General features: G+C 65.7%; 5 protein-coding genes. 1 reads left to right on the forward strand and 4 read right to left on the reverse strand.

All coding sequences use genetic code 11. The features are described from left to right. From ABIV12_RS12040 to ABIV12_RS12055, 4 genes are all read right to left on the reverse strand, one after another. Positions 1–296, reverse strand: a 296-nt coding sequence (locus tag ABIV12_RS12040; RefSeq protein WP_348059572.1) for an XdhC family protein, incomplete at its 3' end; no start/stop codon positions are given. Between the two features lie 85 nt (positions 297–381). Next, positions 382–2,160, reverse strand: coding sequence for a potassium/proton antiporter (locus tag ABIV12_RS12045; RefSeq protein WP_348059574.1), 1,779 nt, complete (start codon positions 2,158–2,160; stop codon positions 382–384). 82 nt (positions 2,161–2,242) lie between these two features. Beyond that, positions 2,243–3,745, reverse strand: coding sequence for a YifB family Mg chelatase-like AAA ATPase (locus tag ABIV12_RS12050; RefSeq protein WP_348059576.1), 1,503 nt, complete (start codon positions 3,743–3,745; stop codon positions 2,243–2,245). Between the two features lie 352 nt (positions 3,746–4,097). Then, entirely contained in the window at positions 4,098–4,367 is a 270-nt protein-coding gene (locus ABIV12_RS12055) for an accessory factor UbiK family protein (protein WP_348059578.1), read from the reverse strand. A 339-nt stretch (positions 4,368–4,706) separates the two neighbouring features. On the opposite strand from ABIV12_RS12055, the gene ABIV12_RS12060 reads away from it, so the two are divergent. Then, positions 4,707–5,044: P-II family nitrogen regulator (locus ABIV12_RS12060; RefSeq protein ID WP_348059583.1), on the forward strand; the 338-nt coding region annotated here is incomplete at its 3' end.

Raw genomic sequence — 5,044 nt, forward strand, 5'->3', positions numbered from 1 at the left:
TCGAAACGGGCCTCTGCGGCGACACCGGTCTCCAGCACGAGACGAGCGCACTCTTCGAGCTCGGCCTCAAGGCATCCACCGGACAGTGCTCCCGCGCGGACGCCACGTTGGTCGAGCAGGATCAGCGCGCCAGGTTTTCGATAAGTCGAACCGCTGGTGCCGACGACGACCGCGAGCACAGCGGGAATACCTGCACTGACGAGATCTTCGAGGCCGGCGACAACGGCGCGTTGACCGCCCAACGGAGTCGCATCACGCGGCGGAGCACAGTGCGGGGCGGGTAAGGAAGCAGGCATAGGAAAGGTGGTGTCGTTGGCGAGCGCAGCGCAAAGGAAGAAACGTCGATGAGAAGAGGCGTCGCGAGGGCGCGACAACCGTACGTCAACGACGGCGGAATACGCGCTCGAACGTACGCAGCAGCCAGGAATGCGGTGCGAGCGTGTTTCCAAGCCGCTTGATCTTGAGCCCCACCTTGGCCACGCCATCGTCGGAGAGTTCGCGCGCGATCAGTGTGACGGGACCGAGATGAACGCGGTCGCCGATCTCGACGGTGTGCTCGAATGTCCGCGCGAAATGCTCGGCGAGAGTGAGCGGTGCATCTTTGGGGCGGATGACCAAGCCGTAGAATCCTGCGACATCGGCAAGGCGCACATCGGCGTCGAAGCTGAATTCGCCGAACAGTTCCCGCTCGGCTTCACGCGCTTCGTCCGGCGGTGCAAACAGCCAGTCAAGTCGATACACGCGACCGGGCGGCGCGAGCAGATAGGCGTAGTCTCCCGGCGCGATGGCTTCGACCGTATCGGGCATCAGAATCTGGCCGTTGCGCACGATCATCGTCAGCTGCGCCCAGCCCGGCGTTGGGCTACCACCGAGAATGGACGCGCCCGGCGCCACCGAATAACCGACGAGTTCGCGCTCGAGCGATCCGGGCAGGTCCAGTTCCACGCGGCGCACCGCGCGATCGCGATGCGGCAAAGCGACGTTGAGCAGGCGTGCGGCGAGTCCGAGGGTCCATCCCTGCACCAGCAGCGATGCCAGCACGACGACGAACGCAACGTTGAACACGAGCGCGGCGTTCGGCAGATTCATCAGCATCGGGATCGACGCGAGAAAGATGCCCACCGCACCACGCAAACCGACCCACGCAATGAATCCGATTTCGCGCTTGCCATAGCCGAACGGCGCGAGACACATCGCGACGGCCACCGGACGGCCAACCAGCATCAGGAATGCGGCAATGCCAAGAGCCGGCACCAGCGTTTTGAGGATCTGGTGCGGCGACGCGAGGAGGCCAAGCACCAGGAACATCACGATCTGGCACAGCCACGTGCCGGCATCGAGGACCGAAAGCAGGTTGACGAAGCCGGGCACATTGCGATTGCCGACGACCACACCCGCGACGTACACCGCGAGGAACGCGCTGCCGTGGAACGTCCCGGTGACACCGAATACGAAGATCGCCGCGGCGCCGAGGAACAACGCGGCGAGACCGCCGGAGAGCGGCAACTTGCGCAACGCTGCCGCGATCGCGATGCCGCCAACGAATCCGGCAAACGCGCCGATGCCGAACTCGGTGACCAGTCGAATCACGAAATCCGATGGGCCGATGCCGTCGGGCGTGGCCAGGTACTGGGCGAGCAGCGTGGTCAGAAGTACAGCGACCGGATCGTTCGCACTGGATTCGATTTCGAGGGTGGCACCGACGCGCGATCGCAGTTGCAGCCCGCCCGCCCGCAGCAGAAAGAACACGGCGGCCGCATCGGTCGATGCGACCACGGCGCCAAGCAGCACCGATTCGACCGTGCCGAGATGGAACATCCAGCGAACCGCAAAGCTGGTCAACACGGCAGTGATCAGTACACCGGCGGTCGCCAACAACATCGTCGGGGCAACGACGCCGCGGAAGCTTTCGCGTCGCGTGCGCAAGCCACCATCGAACAGGATGATCGCCAGCGCAAACGAGCCGACCGCGTAGGTCAGTCCGTAGTCATCAAATCGGATGCCGCCTGGACCGTCGACGCCGGCCAGCATGCCCACCGCGATGAACACGAGCAGCAGCGGCGCACCGAAGCGGCGCGCGATCAGGCTGGAACCGATACCGGCGAGCACCAGTGCAGCGGCTCCGCCGAACAGCCAGTAGGTGGCGTGAATTGCATTCATGAAAGGCTCCGGCTTCGATCATAGCCGGACGCGGTGACAAGTGTGCGCGGAGATCACAGAGCGCACACGCGGGTTCCGTGCCTCACGTGGCATCGAAACGCCGGAACTGGATCGCTTCGGAGACATGGGAGATATCGATGCGCGGCGCGTGTGCCAGATCGGCGATCGTGCGCGCCACCCGCAGGACGCGGTGGTAGCCGCGCGCGGACAAACCCAGTCGCTCCACCGCGCGGTCGAGCAGTGCGTGCATGCGTTCGTCGAGCACGCAATCGCGTTCGGCTTCGCGATTGTCGAGCCATGCATTCGGTTTGCCGGCGCGCGCCAGCTGCAAGGTACGCGCCGCGATGACGCGCGCGCGCACCGTTGCGCTGTCGTCTCCATTCGCCGCCTCGCGCAACTGCGCCTGCGCAACGCGCGGCATGTCGAGCTTCAGGTCAATGCGGTCGAGCAGCGGGCCCGACAGGCGCGAGCGATAGCGCGCCATCGCGTCCGGCGTACAGCGACAACGCCCCGATGGATCGCCGGCATAGCCGCAGGGACACGGATTCATTGTCGCGACCAGCTGGAAGCGCGCGGGAAACTCGGCCTGGCGTGCCGCGCGCGAGATGGCGATGCGCCCCGATTCCAGTGGCTCGCGCAACACTTCCAGCACATGCCGGTTGAACTCCGGCAGCTCGTCGAGGAACAGCACGCCATGGTGGGCAAGAGAAATCTCGCCCGGCCGCGGCACCGATCCACCGCCGACCAGCGCGACTGCCGATGCGGTGTGATGGGGAGCACGAAAGGCGCGCGTCTTCCACAGCGCGACATCGCTGTCGTGGCCGGCGACCGACCGGACCGCTGCAAGTTCGAGTGCCTCGTGTTCTTCGAGAGGCGGGAGAATGCCTGGCAGGCGGCTCGCCAGCATGGTCTTGCCGGTTCCCGGCGGACCGACCAGCAGCAGGTTGTGCATTCCGGCCGCAGCAATTTCCAGCGCACGCCGCGCCTGGGGCTGGCCGCGCACGTCGACGAGGTCCGCAACGAATGATTGCGTGCACTCCACCCCGGCTTGTGCGACCGCCGACGGCAACGATTCACGCCCGGTCAGATGCGCGCACACCGCGAGCAGCGAATCGGCGATGCGCACACGTGCGCCGCTGACCAGTGCCGCTTCGGCGCCGTTGCCGCGTGGCACGACGACGCTTCGTCCGGCCCGTGTCGCATGCAGAACCGCCGGAAGCACGCCGCGCACCGCACGCAGTTCGCCCGACAACGCAAGCTCACCGATGAATTCGCAATCGCCGAGCGGTTCGCGCGGGATTGTGCCGTTGGCTGCGAGGATGCCGAGTGCGATCGGCAGATCGAAACGCCCGCCGTCCTTGGGCAGATCGGCGGGCGCAAGATTCACGGTGATCCTGCGCTGCGGATAGTCGAGCTGACCATTGAGGATTGCCGCGCGCACGCGATCGCGTGCTTCCTTCACCGCAGTTTCGGGCAGACCGACAATCGATGTTCCCGGCAGGCCGCCGGACAGATGGACTTCGCACGAAACGAGCGGCGCCTCGATCCCGTCCTGCGCGCGGCTGAAGACGACCGCGAGGCTCATCGGTGCGAATCGACCGTCAAGCCCGACACGCCGTCATTCCCGCGACCGCTGGAGTCTCCGATGCATCCCCGCGCGACACTATCCCTGCAACCGCACGCCCTGCAACCGCACGAATCGCTGGCGCAGCCCCACCCGACGGCATTCCCGCGGAAGCGGGAATCGCTCTGCAAGCGCGACGTCAAAAAAGAGCCTGCCATCCGCGCAGTGGGGTGAACCGCGCTGGACAGCAGGCGTCCCGGGAAACCGGTGGGGGGCGTATTGCGCATCCGTTGCGCTCTCCATGCTTCGGGCAGTCGCGCCCGACACCGCCGATCGCGGCGCTCCATCCTGTGTCGCGGACAAACCGGGCGAATCAGTGCCTGGGAGCAGATTCGACGCCGCTGATCGCACGTTCCAGCGCATACAACTGCTGTTCGAGTTGTTCGATCTTTTCGCGCGTGCGCAGCAGCACGCAGCGCTGCACGTCGAACTCTTCGCGCGTGACCAGGTCGAGATTGCGCAGGCCAGCCTGCAAGGCGCTGCGGAACGTCGAGGTCATGTCTTCGCGAGCCTGTTGCAGGCCCGGCGGCACGAGTGCGGCAAGCCGCTTCGCGAGATCGTCGACGGATTGGGCATTGATCATGTGTCACCCCGGGTGTGCGTCATCGGATGATTCTCGCGCGAATCCGGCCGCACAGGAACCGTGGGAATCGCGCGACCTGTCCCGGTCCGCTGCGAAATGGGAACGTGAATGCAGGAAGGGTCCCGTCCCTGGGGACGACCGGTGACGGTCGCAATGCGTCCATCACCGGTCGAAGCCTCCTTGCGGCGCCGATCCTTCGGCGCTCCTCCCCGCGCTTGCAGTCTCATCGACGGCGGGTGGGCGCGATGCGGGCGAATTCGGAAGCGCGTGTAGGAAAATGCCTACACGGATCGTTCCGGTATAGTCGCGCCACGCCGCAGCGCACCCAGGAGACAACCCGTGCAAATGGTCATGGCGATCATCAAGCCGTTCAAGCTCGACGACGTGCGCGAGGCGCTCGCGGAAGTCGGCGTGCAGGGCATCACCGTCACCGAGGTCAAGGGTTTCGGGCGTCAGAAGGGCCATACAGAGCTCTATCGCGGCGCTGAATACGTGGTCGACTTCCTGCCCAAGATCAAGGTGGAGATCGCAGTGTCCGACGACCAGGTCGAGCGCTGCGTCGAAGCGATCACGCACGCGGCCAACACCGGCAAGATCGGCGACGGCAAGATCTTCGTCTGGCCGCTCGCACGCGTCGTGCGCATCCGTACGGGCGAGCTCGACGCCGACGCGCTGTA

The organism is Dokdonella sp. (assembly GCF_039926425.1).
Taxonomy (GTDB): domain Bacteria; phylum Pseudomonadota; class Gammaproteobacteria; order Xanthomonadales; family Rhodanobacteraceae; genus Dokdonella_A.

Bases quoted from the DNA above. Each gene is read 5' to 3' on its own strand.
- ABIV12_RS12045 (WP_348059574.1), bottom strand. From the start codon at position 2,160: ATGAATGCAATTCACGCCACCTACTGGCTGTTCGGCGGAGCCGCTGCA.
- ABIV12_RS12050 (WP_348059576.1), bottom strand. From the start codon at position 3,745: ATGAGCCTCGCGGTCGTCTTCAGCCGCGCGCAGGACGGGATCGAGGCG.
- ABIV12_RS12055 (WP_348059578.1), bottom strand. From the start codon at position 4,367: ATGATCAATGCCCAATCCGTCGACGATCTCGCGAAGCGGCTTGCCGCA.